Source organism: Pseudonocardia spirodelae (assembly GCF_037727765.1).
Classification (GTDB): Bacteria; Actinomycetota; Actinomycetes; order Mycobacteriales; family Pseudonocardiaceae; genus Pseudonocardia; species Pseudonocardia spirodelae.
The window spans coordinates 475,549-491,265 of sequence record NZ_JBBJUP010000001.1; the positions used below are offsets into that span (position 1 = coordinate 475,549).

The 15,717-nt window shown below is 76.1% G+C and carries 15 protein-coding genes and 1 pseudogene; 8 read left to right on the plus strand and 8 right to left on the minus strand.

The window, feature by feature from the left end:
* Positions 1–3: 3 nt before the first annotated feature.
* A complete protein-coding gene (locus WJX68_RS02140) occupies positions 4–585 on the minus strand; it encodes an HdeD family acid-resistance protein (protein WP_340285833.1) in 582 nt (193 codons plus the stop codon).
* A 180-nt stretch (positions 586–765) separates the two neighbouring features.
* On the opposite strand from WJX68_RS02140, the gene WJX68_RS02145 reads away from it, so the two are divergent.
* Positions 766–1,716: a YihY/virulence factor BrkB family protein gene (locus tag WJX68_RS02145; protein ID WP_340285834.1), complete on the plus strand. Its 951-nt coding sequence runs from the start codon at positions 766–768 to the stop codon at positions 1,714–1,716.
* Here the strand turns inward: WJX68_RS02145 and WJX68_RS02150 are convergent.
* On the minus strand, positions 1,672–2,217 hold the full coding sequence (locus WJX68_RS02150; protein WP_340285835.1) for a hypothetical protein: 546 nt from the start codon (positions 2,215–2,217) through the stop codon (positions 1,672–1,674). The genes WJX68_RS02145 and WJX68_RS02150 overlap by 45 nt on opposite strands.
* On the minus strand, positions 2,214–2,930 hold the full coding sequence (locus WJX68_RS02155) for an MBL fold metallo-hydrolase (RefSeq protein ID WP_340285836.1): 717 nt from the start codon (positions 2,928–2,930) through the stop codon (positions 2,214–2,216). The genes WJX68_RS02150 and WJX68_RS02155 overlap by 4 nt, the downstream gene beginning before the upstream one ends.
* A 30-nt stretch (positions 2,931–2,960) precedes the next feature.
* Between WJX68_RS02155 and WJX68_RS02160 the strand changes: the two genes are divergently transcribed.
* Entirely contained in the window at positions 2,961–4,040 is a 1,080-nt protein-coding gene (locus WJX68_RS02160) for a M24 family metallopeptidase (protein ID WP_340285837.1), read from the plus strand.
* A 3-nt stretch (positions 4,041–4,043) separates the two neighbouring features.
* Here WJX68_RS02160 and WJX68_RS02165 read toward each other — a convergent pair whose 3' ends face one another.
* The 4 genes from WJX68_RS02165 to WJX68_RS02180 are packed head-to-tail and all read right to left on the minus strand — an operon-like array spanning position 4,044 to position 8,952.
* Positions 4,044–5,258 (minus strand): ABC transporter permease, encoded by a 1,215-nt coding sequence (locus WJX68_RS02165; RefSeq protein ID WP_340285838.1) that lies wholly within the window; start codon positions 5,256–5,258, stop codon positions 4,044–4,046.
* Positions 5,255–6,154, minus strand: a complete 900-nt coding sequence (locus WJX68_RS02170) for an ABC transporter ATP-binding protein (protein WP_340285839.1) — start codon at positions 6,152–6,154, stop codon at positions 5,255–5,257. Before WJX68_RS02170 ends, WJX68_RS02165 begins: the two co-directional genes overlap by 4 nt.
* A gap of 46 nt (positions 6,155–6,200) precedes the next feature.
* A complete protein-coding gene (locus WJX68_RS02175; RefSeq protein ID WP_340285840.1) occupies positions 6,201–8,300 on the minus strand; it encodes a sensor histidine kinase in 2,100 nt (699 codons plus the stop codon).
* Positions 8,287–8,952 (minus strand): response regulator, encoded by a 666-nt coding sequence (locus WJX68_RS02180; RefSeq protein ID WP_340285841.1) that lies wholly within the window; start codon positions 8,950–8,952, stop codon positions 8,287–8,289. Before WJX68_RS02180 ends, WJX68_RS02175 begins: the two co-directional genes overlap by 14 nt.
* 137 nt (positions 8,953–9,089) lie before the next feature.
* On the opposite strand from WJX68_RS02180, the gene efp reads away from it, so the two are divergent.
* Together efp and nusB are read left to right on the plus strand one after the other, a co-directional pair.
* Positions 9,090–9,650, plus strand: coding sequence for an elongation factor P (efp, locus tag WJX68_RS02185; protein WP_340285843.1), 561 nt, complete (start codon positions 9,090–9,092; stop codon positions 9,648–9,650).
* A 1-nt stretch (position 9,651) separates the two neighbouring features.
* On the plus strand, positions 9,652–10,071 hold the full coding sequence (gene nusB, locus WJX68_RS02190) for a transcription antitermination factor NusB (RefSeq protein WP_340285844.1): 420 nt from the start codon (positions 9,652–9,654) through the stop codon (positions 10,069–10,071).
* A gap of 205 nt (positions 10,072–10,276) precedes the next feature.
* On the opposite strand, the gene bldD is transcribed toward nusB, so the two are convergent.
* Positions 10,277–10,768 carry a transcriptional regulator BldD gene (gene bldD, locus WJX68_RS02195; protein WP_020625790.1) on the minus strand — a complete coding sequence of 164 codons (492 nt, stop codon included), beginning with the start codon at positions 10,766–10,768 and terminating at the stop codon, positions 10,277–10,279.
* 581 nt (positions 10,769–11,349) lie between these two features.
* On the opposite strand from bldD, the gene pyrR reads away from it, so the two are divergent.
* The 4 genes and pseudogenes from pyrR to carA form a co-directional block, all read left to right on the plus strand.
* The gene (pyrR, locus tag WJX68_RS02200) at positions 11,350–11,940 is read left to right on the plus strand and encodes a bifunctional pyr operon transcriptional regulator/uracil phosphoribosyltransferase PyrR (RefSeq protein WP_340285849.1); all 591 of its coding nucleotides are present in this window, start codon (positions 11,350–11,352) and stop codon (positions 11,938–11,940) included.
* Complete coding sequence (locus WJX68_RS02205; RefSeq protein WP_340285850.1) at positions 11,937–12,881, plus strand: aspartate carbamoyltransferase catalytic subunit; 945 nt, start codon at positions 11,937–11,939, stop codon at positions 12,879–12,881. Before pyrR ends, WJX68_RS02205 begins: the two co-directional genes overlap by 4 nt.
* Positions 12,878–14,167: a dihydroorotase gene (locus tag WJX68_RS02210; protein ID WP_340285851.1), complete on the plus strand. Its 1,290-nt coding sequence runs from the start codon at positions 12,878–12,880 to the stop codon at positions 14,165–14,167. Before WJX68_RS02205 ends, WJX68_RS02210 begins: the two co-directional genes overlap by 4 nt.
* Positions 14,164–15,258 (plus strand): annotated as a pseudogene (gene carA / locus WJX68_RS02215) (glutamine-hydrolyzing carbamoyl-phosphate synthase small subunit); the annotation flags it as partial. The gene WJX68_RS02210 and the pseudogene carA, both read left to right, overlap by 4 nt.
* Positions 15,259–15,717 lie beyond the last annotated feature (459 nt).

The following is a 15,717-nucleotide window of genomic DNA, read 5'->3' on the forward strand; positions in this document are numbered from 1 at the left end:
CCCTCAGCCGAGCGCCGGGTGGGTCCGGGACCCGAACGCCTGCACGACCAGGACCACCCCGGTGACCACGGCGAACGCCCCGACCATCCACAGCAGGGCCAGGATCCCGGTCGCCGGCCACACCAGCAGCAGCACGCCGAACAGCACGTCCAGCGCGGCGCGTGCGGCCACCCAGCCCCAGGGACCGCCGTGCCGGCGCAGGGTGACCGCCGAGACCGCAGTGACGACCCCGGCGGCGATCGCCCAGAACGCGATCACGAACAGGATCGCCAGCGCGGCGGACACCGGCAGCGCGAAAGCGACCACACCGGCGATCACCGACACCGCGCCCTGGGCGACGGCCCAGCCCCAGCCGGGCCGGTCGCCGCGGTGCCGCACACCCAGCACGACCGCCGCGACGCCGTCGACGAGCGCGTAGGCGGCGAACACGTAGACCAGGGCGAGCAGGGCCAGCCCCGGGGTCAGCAGGACGGTCAGCCCGAAGACCAGGACGAGCACCCCGCGCAGCACGACGAGCGCCCGTACCCGCCGCGGGACCGTGCCCGCCCCGTCGGTCCCGACGGTGCTCCCGGTCGTCCCGACCATGGCGTGCCTCCTCCGACCCGGGCGGACCGCGCGGTCGCGCCGGCGTGCGCGTCCCGGGCCCCGGGCGGGACCCGCTGTGCGGCAGCGGGTGCAGTAGAGCCCCGCCCGCGGCGGCCGGACCACGGTCCTTCGGCCCTGCACGCACTGTGCCGTCGCCGGGCGGTCGGGGAGGATGGCGCCGTGCGTGCGCAGATCCGGTCCGGTGTCGCGCGGCTGCGCCGTCTCCCGCAGGACGTGCCCCGCATCGGCCGGGCCCGCCGCGCCGTCGAGCGGTACCGGCTCGCGCGCGGCAACCACCTGTCCGCGGCCGTCGCGTTCTACACGGTGGTCGCCTCGGTGCCGCTGGTGATGATCGTCCTGGCCGGGCTCGGGGTGCTGCTGTTCTGGCGGTCCCCGACCCGCGACGACCTCGCCGCGGCCGTCGCCTCGACCCTGCCGTCCGGTCTGACGACGGCGATCGCCCCCGTCCTGGAGGCCGCGGCGCTGCGGGCCGGGTCCCTGGTCGGCATCGGGGCGCTCGGCGTGCTGTGGGCGTCGACGACCTGGACCGCCTACCTGCGCGAGGCGCTGTCCGCGCTGTACCGGCTGCCGCCGGAGCGCATCGCGTCCCCGCGCCGGTTCCTGTGGGACTGCGGCGCGCTGCTGGTGCTCGGACTCGCCGTGCTCGGCTCGCTGCTCGTCACGGTCGCGGTGACCGGGCTGGCCGGGCTCACCCTGGACCTGCTCGGCATCCGGGACGCGCTCGGCGGGCGGATCGCGCTGCGCGTCGTCGGGCTGGGCGTGGTGCTGGCGCTGGACTGGGCGGTGCTGTGCTTCGTGCTGGCCCGGCTGCCCCGCCGGCCGGTGGCGCTGCGCCGGGTCCGCGGCCCCGCCGCCGTGGGCGCGGTGGCGCTGGAGCTGCTCAAGCTGGGGGTCGCGGTCGCGGTCCGGGCGTTCTCCGACACCGCGGGCGGCGCGGTGTTCGGCGCGGGGCTGGCGACGCTGTTCTTCCTGTTCGCGCTCTCGCGCCTGATCCTGATCCTGACCGCGTGGATCGCGACCGTCCCGTCCGGCCCGGCCACCCCGCCGGCGCGCGGGGACGCCGCGTCAGAGCCCGACGTCGTCGAGGACGGCGCGCAGCGGCTCCGGTAGCGCACCGAGGTCCAGCTCGGCGGCGAACAGCGCGCCGTAGCGCGCCTTGCGCCCCGAGCGGGCCGACAGGAAGCGCCGCAGGTTCTCCCCGGCGGTGCGGCCGCGCCGCCCGGGCTGGCCCGCCAGCGCGTGCAGCGCCGCCAGTTCCCCGGTGGCGGCCAGTACCTCGTGCACCCGCCGGGTGCCGAGCGCGCGGATCAGCTCGTCCTCCAGGTCGGTCTCGCACACCCGCACGGGCAGTCCGGCGCCGAACCCGCCGGTCGTCGCGCCGACGTCGTGGGCGACCCGGCGGCAGTACGCGGCCGCGCCCGCGTCGCAGAGGACCGCGGCCCGCGCGGGCGCGACCGGGGCCAGCGCGCGCAGCGCGGTCGCGAGGTTGGTGTAGCCGTGCAGCACCACGATCGCCGCGTCCCGGGGCGGGGTGGCCCGCCGCCGGGCCAGGGTCTCCAGCACGGCGGCGTCGCTCGCCCCCTCGACGAGCACCACCGCCCGCGGGGTCACGACCCGAACGCGGCGACGAACTGCTCGGCCGACGTCGCCCGGTAGACCGTGTTGGTCCGGCGGACGTCGTCGAGCGGGGCGTTCGGGGCGTCGGAGTAGCGGTGCCCGGGGTAGACCGTCGGGTTGCCCTTCAGCGACGCGAGCTGCTGCAGGGAGTGGTACATCTGCGCGGTGTCCCCGCCGGGGAAGTCGGTGCGCCCGCAGCCCTGCAGGAACAGCGTGTCCCCGGCGACGAGCCGGTCGCCGTCCGGGCCGGGCACGAGGAAGCACTGGCTGCCCGGGGTGTGGCCGGGGGTGTGCAGCAGCCGGATCGCGACGTTCCCGACCTCGACGACGTCGTCGTGGTCGTGCGGGGTCAGGTCGGTCGCCGACAGCCCGGTCACCCGCGTCACGTAGTCGGCCTCGGCGCGCTGCACGTGGATCGGCACCGGGTGCGAGCCGACGAGCCGGGCGACCCCGACGAGGTCGAAGCCCATCATCGAGCCGCCGACGTGGTCGGGGTGGTGGTGGGTGGCGAGCACGCCGGTGAGCCGCATCCCGTCCGCGTCGAGCGCCGCGAGCAGCTCGTCGGGGGAGTAGGCCGGGTCGACGACGACCGCCTCGCGGGTCTCGTCGTCGCCGATCAGGTAGGAGAAGTTGACCATCTGGGTGGCCACCGGGTCACCCACGGCGTAGTCCTGGCCCGACAGCAGCTGGCGGAAGTAGAGACCCATGGCCGCGACCCTAGACATAGGGTTCGGGGCATGTCCCACCCCGCCCGGCGCGACACCCTGCGCGCCCTGCTCCCGGCCTCCGGGCTGGACGCGCTGCTGGTCACCGACCTGCTCGACGTCCGCCACCTCACCGGGTTCACCGGCTCCAACGCCGCGCTCGTCGTGGCCGCCGCGCCCGGTGACGACCTGCTCTGCACCGACGGGCGCTACCGCGTCCAGGCCGCCGAGCAGTGCCCCGACCTGGAGGTCCTCGTCGCCCGGCCCAGCGCACCGGCGGCCGCGGCCCGCGTCGCGCCCGGTCGGGTACTCGGCTACGACTCCGCGACGCTCACCGTCGACGGCCTCGTCGCGATCCGCGACGCCGTCCCCGGCCGGCGGCTGCGCCGGGCACCCGGCCTGGTCGGCGCCCTGCGCGCGGTCAAGGACGACGGCGAGGTCGCCGCGGTCGCCGCGGCCTGCGCGCTGGCCGACACCGCGCTGCGCGGGCTGCTCGGCGACGGCGGCCTGCGCCCGGGCCGCACCGAGGCCGAGGTCGCCCGCGACCTCGACGACCGGATGCGCCGCCTCGGCGCCGACGGCCCCGCGTTCGACACGATCCTCGCCGCCGGCGCGCACTCCGCGGTGCCGCACCACCGGCCCACCGGGGCCGAGCTGCGCCGCGGCGACCTCGTCAAGATCGACTTCGGGGCCGCGCTGGCGGGCTACCACTCCGACACCACCCGCACGTTCTGCCTCGGCCCGGCCGCGGACTGGCAGCGCGAGCTGCACGCCCTGGTCGACGCCGCCGCCGCGGCGGGGCGTGCCGCGCTCGTCGACGGCGCCGAGGTGACCGCCGTCGACGCCGCCGCCCGGGACGTCGTCGAGGGCGCCGGGCACGGTCCGCGGTTCCCGCACGGGCTCGGCCACGGCGTCGGGCTCGCGGTGCACGAGCCGCCGTGGCTGGCGCGCACCGGGGACGGCCGGATCGCGGCGGGCAACGTCGTCACCGTCGAGCCCGGGGTGTACCTCGACGGCCGCGGCGGCGTCCGGATCGAGGACACCCTGCACGTCGTCGCGGGCGGCCCGGCCGTCGCGCTGACCGGGCTGCCCCGCGAGCTCGTCGAGGTCTGAGCGCTAGGACCGCGACAGCGCCTCGCGCCACGGCACCGTCGCGCCGATCCGCAGCACCGACCGCTCGTAGACCCGGGCCCCCGCCCAGGCCAGTGCGGCGACGGCGACGAGCATCAGCGCGGCGGTGCCCGCGACCTGCCCGGCGGTCGCGGAGCCGTCGGCGACCTTGAGCGGCATCAGCATCGCCGGGAACGGCGGGATCCAGGCCAGCACGGTCACCGCCGTCGCGTCCGGCGAGCTCAGGTACCAGAACGCCACGCCGTAGAGGGCGAACATGATCATCATCAGCGGGCCGGTCGTGGAGTTGACGTCCTCCTGGCGCGACACGAGCGACCCGGCCGCGGCGTAGAGCACCGCGAAGAACGCGTAGCCCAGCACGAACCAGCCCAGCGTCGCGGCGAACACCCCGAGCGCGGTGCCGGTGACGGTCAGCAGCCCGGTCGCCAGCCCCGCGCCGATGCCGGCGACGCCGTAGAGCAGCAGCTGCAGCAGCCCGACCGCGCCGATGCCGATCACCTTGCCCCACAGCAGGTGCAGCGGGCGGATCGTGGACAGCAGCAGCTCCACCACCCGGCTGGACTTCTCCTCGACGACCCCCATCGCGACGGCGACGCCGAAGCCCACGATCTGCATGAACATCACGATCAGCACGACGAACGACAGCGCCGTGCGCTGCCCGGCCTCCGGGTCGGCGGGGTCGAGGGCGTCGACGGTCAGGGTCGCCGAGGCGGCCGCGGCGCCCGGCAGCCCGGGGTCCACCCCGGCCGCGGCGAGCGCGGCGGCGGTGGCGCGGTCGGCGAGGGCGGTGTCGAGCACCGTCCGCAGCGGAGCCGCCACCTGCGAGTCGACGACGGCGACGGCCCCGGCCGGGGCGCCGGGCGCCGGGCCCAGCGCGACATCGAGGTCGCCGGCGGCGACGGCGTCGCGCCCGGCCGCGGCCGAGGCCAGCGGCCGCACCTCGACGGGCACGCCCAGCCGCTGCGACGCGGTGCCGACCGCGGCGGCCAGCGACGGGTCGCCGGCCACGCCGACCGAGGGGCGGTCGTCGCCGGACCCGCCGAACAGCGCGTAGCCGACCATCCCGCCGACGACGACCAGCAGCACGATCGCGTTGGAGATCCAGAAGCTGCGCTTGTGCACCTGGACGCGGAACTCGCGGCGCGCGACGAGGGCGACCGCGCGGGGACCGGGCAGCGTGGCCGGTGCGGGGACGCTCATGCCACGACCTCCCGGTACAGGTCCGTCAGCGACGGCGTGGTGACGGTGAAGCCGTGGACCGGCCCGGTGGCCAGCGCGGAGGCCAGCACCCGCTGGTCGTCGGCGCCGGCGGCCAGCCCGAGCAGGGTGCGGCCGCCGTCGTGGCGCAGGACGGTGACCCCGGCGAGCCCGTCGGCCCAGCCGGGCGGGGCGGCCGGGGCGTGCACCTCCAGGCGGTTCCCGCCGCTGCGGCGGACCTCGCCGACGGTGCCGACGGTGCGCATCCGGCCCCCGGCGATGATCCCGACCCGGTCGCACAGCCGCTGCACGAGGTCGAGCTGGTGGCTGGAGAACAGCACCGGCACCCCCGTGCGGGCCTTCTCGCGCAGCACGTCGCTCATCACGTCCACCGCGACCGGGTCGAGCCCGGAGAACGGCTCGTCCAGCACCAGCACGGCCGGGTCGTGCACCAGCGCCGCGGCCAGCTGGACGCGCTGCTGGTTGCCCAGGCTCAGCGCGTCGACGGTGTCGCCGAGGCGCCCGTCGACGCCGAGCCGCTCGGTCCAGCGCAGCACCGCCCGGCGGGCGTCGGCCCGGCCGACGCCGTGCAGCTCGGCGAGGTAGGCGAGCTGCTCGCCCACCTTCATCTTCGGGTACAGCCCGCGCTCCTCGGGCATGTAGCCCACGGTGCGGCGCACCTGCAGGTCGACCGGGCGCCCGCCGAGGCGGACCTCGCCGGCGTCGGCGGTGAGCACCCCCAGCGCGATCCGCATGGTCGTGGTCTTGCCGGCCCCGTTGGAGCCGACGAACCCGAGGATCTCCCCGGGCCGGACGTCGAAGGAGACGCCGTCCAGGGCCACGGTCGGGCCGTAGCGTTTCACCAGCCCGTCGATCTCCAGCGTGACTCCGGCGTCCATCGCACCCGTCCTCCGTTCCTGCCCGTCCCGGCGGGCGGGAACGACGCTAGGTCCCGGGCGGGGGTGTGCGGATCGGCGCGCAGGACGAGATCGCGGGGGCGGCCGGGTCGTCCTCGCGGACGAGCGGCGTGCGCGGCAGCACGGCGCGCACCGTCCAGCCGCCGCCGTCGCCGCCGGTGTGCAGGTCCCCGCCCAGCAGCGCCACCCGTTCCCGCATCCCGACCAGCCCCAGCCCGGAACCGGCCGGGTCCGCCCGGTGGCCCGGGACCGGACCGTCGTCGGCGACCTCGACGGCGACGGCGTCGGGCCGGTGCTCGACGTGCACCCGGGTCGGCGTCGGCCCGGCGTGGCGCAGCGTGTTGGTCAGCGCCTCGGTGACGATGCGCCGCGCGAACAGCTCCGCCTCCCCGGGGCTCGCCGCGGGCGTGCCGGTCACCCGGACCGCCAGCGGCAGCCCCGCCGTGCGCGAGGGCGCGACCAGCCCGTCCACCCCGGCGGGGGACAGGTCGGTGCCGCGCGGGTCCGGGGTGAGCGAGGCCAGCTCCGGCAGCGCCCCGGCGACCCGCTCGGCGGAGTCGCCGATGTGCCCGAGCGCCTCGGCGCGCGCGGCCGGGTCGGTGGCCAGCCGGGCGGCGCCGGCCTGCACGGCGATCGCGGAGACGTGGTGGGCGACGACGTCGTGCAGCTCGCGGGCCACGCGCAGCCGTTCGCGGGCGAGCGCGTCGCGGTCCCCGGCGTCGGCGAGGTCGCGACGGCGGCGGTCGGTGTCGAGGCGGTGGCGGCGCACCGCGACCCCGGCCGCCCACAGCGGGAGCATCGCCAGGAAGCTGACGACCGCGACGCCCGGCGGGTAGCCCAGGCGCACCCAGATCCCGCTGAACAGGCCGCCGGTCACGACCGCGCCGGTGGACAGCAGCGCCGCGACGGCCGAGACCGCGACCGGGGAGTGCGTCGCGGCGCCCCACACCAGCAGCGTCCAGCCGCCCTCGGCGAACATGTTCGACCCGCCGAGCAGCGACGCCGCGCACGAGCCGAGCCCCGACACCAGCAGCGCGGGCACCGGGGCCGTCCGCCACCAGGCGACGGTGGCGAACTGGACGGCGACGACGGCCGCCGCGGCGGCCGAGCCGACCGGCAGCTGCAGCAGGCCCAGGTACCCGTCGACGACCGGCTGCCCGGTCGCCTCGCCCCGCAGCGGGGCGACGAGCACGCCGAGGGCCAGCGCGGGGACGACGAAGGCGGCGAGCGCGGCCAGCCCGGCGCGGTCGGGCAGCGGGACCCGCCCGGCGCGGCGCGGCACCCGGCGCACCGGAGGGTCCGGCGGGGGACGGTGCTCGTCGCCGGTGGGGGAGCGCAGCACGCCCAGCACCCGGCGCATCGCGGCGAGCACCGAGCGGGCCCGGTCGCGGACCGCGCGCAGCTCGGACTCGGTGACGGCGGCGCCGGCCGCGGGCAGCGCCCCGGCGCGGCCGACGAGCTCGCGCAGGCCCGCGAGCACCCCGCCGCCGATCTCCTCGGCGATGCGCGCCCGCTCCGAGTCGAGCGCGGCGGCGCGGCGCAGCCGGTCGGTCTCGGCCCGCTCCGCGTCCGCCCGCAGCGCGGCCGCGCGGCTCCAGCGCCCGGCGACGGTCGCGACGACCAGCAGCGGGACGACGGTCAGCGACATCCCGACCAGGGCGCCGACCCGCGTCCCGACGGCCTCCGCGCCGACGGCTCGCGGTGTCGCGGCGACCGCGGCCGCCAGCAGGTAGGTGACGGCGATCCAGCCGATCGCCGCGGCGGCCCGGCGCTGCGGCGCGCGGGCCACCGCGAACGCCGCGATCGGCCACAGCAGGCTCGCGAACCCGCCGACCAGCAGCACCGACAGCGCCGCGAGGACGGCGACGGCGACGAGCACCCGGCGCGGGTGGAACCGGCGCCACAGCACGACGGCGGCCATCGCCAGGGCCAGCGCCCCGCCCACGACCCACGCCGCGGGGCCGCGCAGCAGCGGGTCGAGCCCGGCGACCGAGCCGGCGATCGTCAGCGCCGTCGCGTTCTCCTGCGCGACCAGCAGCAGCGCGAACGCGGCCAGCGCCAGGTCCCCGGCGCGGGTGCCGGGCAGCGGGACCGGCGGCGCGGCCGGGGCGGGCTCAGCCCTCGCCACCGGCCGCCCCCACCAGTCCGTGCTCGTAGGCGAACACGACGAGCTGCACCCGGTCGCGCAGGTCGAGCTTGGTCAGCAGGTTGGACACGTGCGTCTTGACCGTGGTGCCGCCCAGCACCAGCCGGGCGGCGATCTCCGCGTTCGACAGCCCGGCCGCGACCAGGCCCAGCACCTCGCGCTCGCGCTCGGTCAGCGTGCCCGTCGGCCCGGCGTCCGGTGCCGGGTCGGCGGGGACGAACGACCCGACCAGCCGCCGGGTGACCGACGGCGCGAACAGCTCGTGGCCGGCGTGCACCGTGCGCACCGCGACCTGCAGGTCCTCGGGCTCGACGTCCTTCAGGACGAACCCCGAGGCGCCCGCGCGCAGCGCGTCGTAGACGTGGCGGTCGAGGTCGAAGGTGGTCACGACCAGCACCCGGATGCCGGGCTCGCGCAGCGCCCGGATCCGGCGGGTCCCCTCGATCCCGTCGGTGCCGGGCATCCGCACGTCCATCAGCACCACGTCGGGCCGCAGCGACTCGGCCAGCTCGGCGGCCACGGCGCCGTCGCCCGCCTCGCCGACCACCTCGATGTCCGGTGCCGCGGCCAGCACCGCGCGCAGCCCGGCGCGCACCACGGCCTGGTCGTCGGCCACCACCACTCGTACCGCCACGCTCCCGGTCCCCCCTGTCGTCACGTGCCCATCCTGACAGTCACCCCCGCCGGCGACGGCCCGGAACAGGCTGGTCGAGGCGGTCCCGGTACCCTGTCAGGGCACGAATCCCGGGAACCGAGCAGGAGAGCGCGCACGTGGCGACCACGAACGACCTGAAGAACGGCCTGGTCCTCAACATCGAGGGCCAGCTGTGGACCGTGACGGCGTTCCAGCACGTCAAGCCCGGCAAGGGCGGGGCGTTCGTCCGCACCACGCTGAAGAACGTCATGTCCGGCAAGGTCGTCGACAGGACCTTCAACGCGGGCACCAAGGTCGACACCGCGACGGTCGACCGTCGCGACATGACCTACCTCTACCGCGACGGCGCCGACTTCGTGTTCATGGACGGCGACACCTACGAGCAGATCCCGATCTCGGAGAAGGCCGTCGGCGACGCCGCGAAGTACCTGCTGGAGAACGCCGGCGCCCAGGTGTCGCTGCACGAGGGCGAGCCGCTGTTCATCGAGCTCCCGACCTCGGTCGAGCTCGTCATCTCCCACACCGACCCGGGCCTGCAGGGCGACCGCTCCACCGGCGGCACCAAGCCCGCCACGCTGGAGACCGGCGCCGAGATCCAGGTCCCGCTGTTCCTGGAGAGCGGCACCAAGGTCAAGGTCGACACCCGGGACGGCCGTTACCTCGGCCGCGTGAGCTGAGGTGCGCGCACGCACCAAGGCCCGCAAGCGGGCCCTGGACATCCTGTTCGAGGCCGAGGCCCGTGAGGTCCCGGCACTCGAGATGCTCACGGCCCGGCGCGAGACCGACGACGCGCCGCCCGTGCAGGACTACGCGGTCCGGCTCGTCGAGGGTGTCGCCACCCACCGCGAGCGCATCGACCAGCTGATCGCCGAGCACGCCGAGGGGTGGGACGTCGACCGCATGCCGGCCGTGGACCGCGGCCTGCTGCGGATCGGGGTGTACGAGCTGCTGTGGGTCGACGACGTCGACGACCCGGTGGCGATCACCGAGGCCGTCGAGCTGGCCCGGACGCTGTCGACCGACGACTCCCCGCGCTACGTCAACGGCGTGCTGGGGCAGATCTCCGACATCGCCGAGCACCTGCGCGCCACGCTGTAGCGGACGTGCCCACCGGGCCGGTGGGGCGGTGACGCCCCGGCCCGGGCCGCGGCACCGGACCGATCCCCGGACGGCCGTACCCGGCGTGCGCGACGGCGCCGCCCTGCCCGCGGGGTGGGGGCGGCGGCCGGGGGACTGTGCGAACCCCGGCCGCCACCGTGCCGGTCGCGTCACCCTTCCCCTGGGACGCGGCCGGCGGGTCGGATCATCCCACGTGCTGCCCGGGACGGGCCTCGGGCGGGAGCACTCCCCAGTCGATGAGCTGGTCGGTCAGCTCGCCGGGGGACATGTCGTAGATGATCGCGAGCGAGCGCAGGTCCTCGGCACGGATGGAGAGCACCTTGCCGTTGTAGTCGCCGCGCTGGCTCTGGATGGCCGCGGCGTAGCGGGCCAGCGGGCCCACCTTGTCCGCGGGGAGCTGCTGCAGCCGCTCCAGGTTGATCACAATCTTGGTGGCGGGCTCGCTGCCCGACGGGATGCGCCCCTCGGGGAGCAGCTCGGCCACCGGGACGCCGTAGAAGTCGGCCAGCTCGGCCAGCTTCTGCACGGTGACGGCGCGGTCACCGCGCTCGTAGGAGCCGACGACGACCGCCTTCCAGCGCCCGCCCGACTTCTGCTCGACGCCGTGCAGCGACAGCCCCTGTTGCTGCCTGATCGCCCGGAGCTTGCCCCCGAGCGCCTTGGCGTAGTCGCCCATCGATCCCCTCGTCCCTCCACGGTCCGTGCCGGTGGCCGGAGCGGCCGGTCACCGGCGGTGGTCCGGTCCGTCGTCGCGCCTGCCGCGTCGTCGCCCCTGTGGGTGGTCCCGTTCGGGGCGGCAGCTCCCGCGCGGAGCCGGTGTCCCGGCCGTCCCGCGAGTCGCGGCGCTGCTGCACGCTTGCTGATTGATACGGAGAGTAATCTTCCGGGTCCGGTCCGGCGCGGTCAAGTTCCACCCCCTGCTCGGGGGGTTGACGAGCGGTTTCCCACACGAACGGGGCAGTGCGCGTCCCTCGTCAGCGGTAGCGCAGGGTGCGGGACGGCCACCCCACCACCCGCTCCTGTGGGTGCGCATGGGCAGAACCGGGTATCGCATGGGGCGTTGCGCGGCGCACGCCGGCCACTGCGCATCGTGACGTAAGCGTGACCTCGATCGGGTGACGACGCTGTGGCGCGGCTCGCGTGTGACGCGGCGCGGTCGGGCGGCGCCCGCAGCGGCGGAGTTGCTAGGTTGGCGCGCAGCACCTGCACGACCGTCCTTTAAAACCCGTCCGGTGAGGCGGGGAAGGAGACCACCTCGTGGCGCAGAACCGCCGCGGGGACGCCGACGCGCAGCAGCCCGCACGGGAGCTGCTGTCCGCCGCCGACGTCACCCGCACCGTCGCGCGCATCGCGCACCAGATCATCGAGAAGACCGCCTTCAGCGCCGAGGACCCGTCCGGGCTCGTGCTGCTGGGCGTCCCGACCCGCGGCGTGCACCTCGCCCACCGGCTCGCCGCCGCAATCACCGAGTTCGCCGGTGCCGCCCCGGCGGTCGGCTCGGTCGACGCCACCCTCTATCGCGACGACCTGCGCCGCGGCCCGGCCCGCGCGCTGGAGTCCACCGCGATGCCCGAGGGCGGCGTCGACGACCGGCTGGTCGTGCTCGTCGACGACGTCCTGATGTCCGGCCGCACCACCCGCGCCGCGCTCGACGCCCTGCGCGACGAGGGCCGCCCGCGGGCGGTGCAGCTCGCCGTCCTGGTCGACCGCGGGCACCGCGAGCTGCCGATCCGGGCGGACTACGTCGGCAAGAACGTCCCGACCTCGCGCTCGGAGCAGATCCTCGTCTCGCTCACCGAGATCGACGGCGGGGACGGCGTGTGGATCACCCAGGGGGAGGGTTCGTGAGGCACCTGCTCTCGGTCGCCGACCTCGACGCGAGCGAGGCCACCGCGCTGCTCGACACCTCCGACCGGCTGCGCGAGGCGCTGCTGGGCCGCGAGGTCCGCAAGCTCCCGACGCTGCGCGGGCGCACCGTCATCACGATGTTCTACGAGAACTCCACCCGCACCCGGGTGTCGTTCGAGATCGCCGGCAAGTGGATGAGCGCGGACACCGTCAACGTGTCCGCGTCCGGGTCGTCGGTGTCCAAGGGCGAGTCGCTGCGCGACACCGCGCTGACGCTGTCCTCGATGGGCGCGGACTGCGTGGTCGTGCGCCATCCCGCCTCGGGGTCGGCGCACCGGCTGGCGCACTGGGTGGACGCCGACCGCGCGGCCACCGGCACCGCGACCGCGATCGTCAACGCCGGCGACGGCACCCACGAGCACCCCACCCAGGCGCTGCTCGACGCGGCGACCCTGCGCGACCGGCTCGGCGGGATCGCCGGGCGCCGGATCGGGATCGTCGGCGACGTCCTGCACTCGCGCGTCGCCCGCTCCAACGTGCTGCTGCTCGCCACGCTCGGCGCCGAGGTCGTGCTCGTCGCGCCGCCGACCCTGCTGCCGACCGGCGTCGAGTCCTGGCCGTGCCGGGTGTCCCACGAGCTCGACGCCGAGCTGCCCGGCCTGGACGCGGTGATGATGCTGCGCGTGCAGGCCGAGCGCATGCACGGCGGCTTCTTCCCCTCCGCCCGGGAGTACGCCGTGCGCTACGGGCTCTCGGAGGACCGCGCGCGGCTGCTCGGCGAGCACGCCGTGGTCCTGCACCCCGGCCCGATGATCCGCGGCATGGAGATCGCCCCCGCGGTCGCCGACGCCCCGAACTCCGCCGTCCTGGCCCAGGTGCGCAACGGTGTGCACGTGCGGATGGCCGTCCTCTACCACCTGCTCGCGGGAGCCTCACAGTGAACCTGCTGATCACCGACGTACGGCCCTACGGCGGGGACCCGGTCGACGTGCTCGTCGCCGACGGTGTCGTGCGCTCGATCGGGACCGGCCTGACCGCGCCCGAGGGCACCGAGGTGCTCGACGCGCGCGGCGCGGTCCTGCTGCCCGGTTTCGTCGACCTGCACGTGCACCTGCGCGAGCCCGGCGGCGAGGAGTCCGAGACGATCGAGACCGGCTCGCGCGCGGCCGCGCTGGGCGGGTTCACCGCCGTCTTCGCGATGCCGAACACGAGCCCGGTCGCCGACTCCGACGTCGTCGTCGAGCACGTCCGGCGCCGCGCCGAGGAGGTCGGCCTGGTCGACGTCCACCCGGTCGGCGCCGTCACGGTCGGCCTGGAGGGCACCCAGCTCGCCGAGCTCGGCACGATGGCCGCCTCCCGCGCGGGCGTGCGGATGTTCTCCGACGACGGCCGCTGCGTGAACGACCCGCTCATCATGCGCCGCGCGCTGGAGTACGCCTCCGCGCTGGACGTCGTCATCGCCCAGCACGCCGAGGACCACCGCCTCACCGGCGGCGCGCAGGCCCACGAGGGGGCCGCCGCCGCGCGGCTCGGGCTCGCCGGGTGGCCCGCCACCGCGGAGGAGACGATCGTCGCCCGCGACTGCGCGCTGGCCCGCGAGGCCGGTGCCCGGCTGCACGTCTGCCACATCTCCAGCGCCCGCACCATCGACGTGCTGCGCGCCGCGAAGGCCCAGGGCGTGCGCGTCTCGGCCGAGGTCACCCCGCACCACCTGCTGCTCACCGACTCGCGGCTGTCGAGCTACGACCCGGTGAACAAGGTCAACCCGCCGCTGCGCACCGCCGAGGACACCCGGGCGATGCGCGAGGCGCTGGCCGAGGGCGTGATCGACGCCGTCGCGACCGACCACGCCCCGCACGCCGCGCAGTACAAGGACACCGAGTGGCAGGCGGCGAAGCCGGGCATGCTGGGGTTGCAGACCGCACTGTCGGTGCTGGTCGAGACCATGGTCGAGCCGGGCCTGCTGGACTGGCACGGCGTCGCGCGGGTGCTCTCCGAGCGCCCCGCGGAGATCGGGAACCTGCCCGACCAGGGCCGTCCGATCGCGGAGGGGGAGCCGGCGACGTTCGCGCTGGTCGACCCGGACGGGGTCTGGACGGTCCGCGGTGCGGAGCTGGCGAGCAAGGCGGCGAACACGCCGTACGAGGGAATGCGGCTGCCCGCAACGGTGGTCGCGACGGTGTTGCGGGGACGCATCACCGCGCAGGACGGGAAGGTTGTGCAGTGACCGCGCTTTTGGTTCTCGAGGACGGGCGGATCTTCCGCGGTGAGGCCTACGGCGCCACCGGGCAGACCCTGGGCGAGGCCGTGTTCACCACGGCGATGACCGGCTACCAGGAGACCCTCACCGACCCGTCGTACCACCGCCAGATCGTGCTGCAGACCGCGCCGCAGATCGGCAACACCGGCTGGAACGACGAGGACGACGAGTCCTCCGGCATCCAGGTCGCCGGCTACGTCGTGCGCGACCCGGCCCGGCGTCCGTCGAACTGGCGGGCCACCGGCACGCTGGAGGACGCGCTGCGCGCCCAGGGCGTCGTCGGCGTCGCGGGGATCGACACCCGCGCCGCGGTTCGCCACCTGCGCGAGCGCGGCGCGATGCGCGCCGGGATCTTCTCCGGCGACGCGCTGGCCCCCGACGACGAGCTCGTCGAGCGGGTGACGCAGTCCCCGCAGATGGAGGGCGCCGACCTCTACGGCGCCGTCACCACGGCCGAGACCTACGTCGTCCCCGCGGTGGGGGAGCGGCGCTTCGTGGTCGCCGCGCTGGACGTCGGCATCAAGTTCAACACCCCGCGGATGATGGCCGCGCGCGGCATCGAGGTCCACGTGCTGCCCGCGTCGAGCACCATCGAGACCGTCGAGTCGCTGCGCCCGGACGGCTTCTTCCTGGCCAACGGCCCGGGTGACCCGGCCACCGCCGACGGCCCGGTCGCGCTGGCCCGTCAGGTCCTGGAGCGGCGCATCCCGCTGTTCGGGATCTGCTTCGGCAACCAGATCCTCGGCCGCGCGCTGGGCCGCGACACCTACAAGCTGCGCTACGGCCACCGCGGCGTGAACATCCCGGTCGTCGAGCACGCCACCGGCCGGATCGCGATCACCTCGCAGAACCACGGCTTCGCCGTCGCCGGGCAGGCGGGCGAGGAGTTCGGCACCCCCTACGGCCGCGCGCAGGTCACCCACACCTGCCCCAACGACGGCACCGTCGAGGGCATGGCCGGGCTGGACTTCCCGGCGTTCTCGGTGCAGTACCACCCCGAGGCCGCGGCCGGCCCGCACGACGCCGCCGACCTGTTCGACCGGTTCGTGCAGCTCATGACCGACCACCCGGTGGGCTACGCGGGCGTCGCCGGACAGCGGCCGGACGGCGCGCAGGCGGCCGCCTACCCGCAGCCCGAGGACCTGCCCGACGCCTCTGACGCCTCCGACGTCTCCGGCACCGACACCCCGGACGCGGCCACCGGCCGCGGCGACGGCACGGCCCCGGCGATGACGGATCAGCCCGCCCCGGCCACCCCGCCGACCGCGACCGCCGCGCCCTCGGTGGACCTGCGGCCCACGCCGCCCGCCCCGTCCCCGGCGCCCTCCGCCTCCCCGCAGCAGGCGCCGTCGCCGTCGCCGGCACGGACGGCGCCGTTCGAGCCGGGCAGCCCGGAGGGCCCGCACGTCCCGGCCGACGAGCACACCACCCGCCTGCCGGTGACCCCGCCCGCGGGGAGCCCGGCGACGCGGGCCGGTGACGCGACCGAGCCGCCGACCGGGCGGATGCCCGCCGTC

Coding starts and splice junctions, on each gene's coding strand:
- WJX68_RS02140 (WP_340285833.1), bottom strand. CDS start 585: ATGGTCGGGACGACCGGGAGCACCGTCGGGACCGACGGGGCGGGCACG.
- WJX68_RS02155 (WP_340285836.1), bottom strand. CDS start 2,930: ATGGGTCTCTACTTCCGCCAGCTGCTGTCGGGCCAGGACTACGCCGTG.
- WJX68_RS02160 (WP_340285837.1), top strand. CDS start 2,961: ATGTCCCACCCCGCCCGGCGCGACACCCTGCGCGCCCTGCTCCCGGCC.
- WJX68_RS02165 (WP_340285838.1), bottom strand. CDS start 5,258: ATGAGCGTCCCCGCACCGGCCACGCTGCCCGGTCCCCGCGCGGTCGCC.
- WJX68_RS02170 (WP_340285839.1), bottom strand. CDS start 6,154: ATGGACGCCGGAGTCACGCTGGAGATCGACGGGCTGGTGAAACGCTAC.
- bldD (WP_020625790.1), bottom strand. CDS start 10,768: ATGGGCGACTACGCCAAGGCGCTCGGGGGCAAGCTCCGGGCGATCAGG.